The 1058-nt window shown below is 44.0% G+C and carries 1 protein-coding gene; it reads right to left on the bottom strand.

What is annotated here, in order from left to right; translation table 11 throughout:
• The coding region (locus tag A3729_RS28855) for a methyltransferase (RefSeq protein WP_068634546.1) at nt 1-915 on the bottom strand (915 nt) is incomplete at its 3' end.
• Between the last annotated feature and the right edge of the window lie 143 nt (nt 916-1058).

Below are 1058 nucleotides of genomic sequence, written 5' to 3'. Positions count from 1 at the left end.
AAGAATACGAATGCTGAGAGAGGGGCAAGGAAGGTATTGATCAGTATGTCTGATATCTTTTTGGAGCGTATCAAAGCCGAGTCGCCAAGCTTGTAGTTGTTTGCGCTTTCGGGTTTCAGCGGCCGATGCCGTATTACACTGTCTTGTCGCTAAACGCAAATCCTCATTGCTTAGGCTCAGTAGGGTAGTTCGGCCTACAAGTGATAGCGCCTGGTAGTTTTCAGAGCTATTGAAGCGGTGATAGCAGCATGGTGAGAAGGTCATTCTGTTAGAGTGACTTTCTACACCTTGCTTTAGCATATGTACATGCAGGCCACCGCAGGCATGCAAGGCAATTAGGTGATGGTTAGCTTCAAGCAGCTGAGACAGGTCATCATTCAATACATCACACTCTAGCGCCACAGTTTGATTGCTCAATTTTCTGGTGCGGGAAAGGATATTTGCCTGATTGACTAGCTGCGTATCAATCTCTAAACCGGTGACTTTTTGCTTGTATAGCTCTGATATTAATCGACCTAAATGCAACTTTCCGCAACACCATTCAATAAGCGGCGTTGTGGGTGGAGATTGGCTTTTGATAAAGGACTTTATCTGCGCTGCTTTTCTGCCAGGAATTCCTGTATCCCAAAATGCGGGTAGTTCTACTTCCTTTGTTGCTTTTGATGTCTCTGAAGCTGGAACGCTAATAAGTGAAAGGAGTTCAGACGCCACGGGGAAATAATTGGCTGCCGAGGCTAGTAAGTCCTGATCAGAAAGCTGAAGCGTATCAATATCATCTGAGCTAAGTGAACGTAACCAGGCTTGCAATTCGGGGTAATCATCCAAGCGAGAGTCAATACTAGAAAAAGCAGGCGGCTTCCAAAGATGCTCATAGCGTTTAAGGATTTGATCTAATTTCGTAAAACGAGCTTTCATCTGAATAAAAAGTTCTTAGGAGATCTTTAGATTATAAATTAGATATTCTATGACGAACGGATGCAAACACTTAAGCGCTTTTGTTTCGTTTGTTATCGAATTGTTACCCAGGTATGGAGCATGTGAGACGCTGGCCGATAAGG

Source organism: Oleiphilus sp. HI0043 (assembly GCF_001634935.1).
The sequence above is the reverse complement of the archived record's forward strand: the minus strand, read 5'-3'. Positions and strand labels throughout refer to the sequence as shown.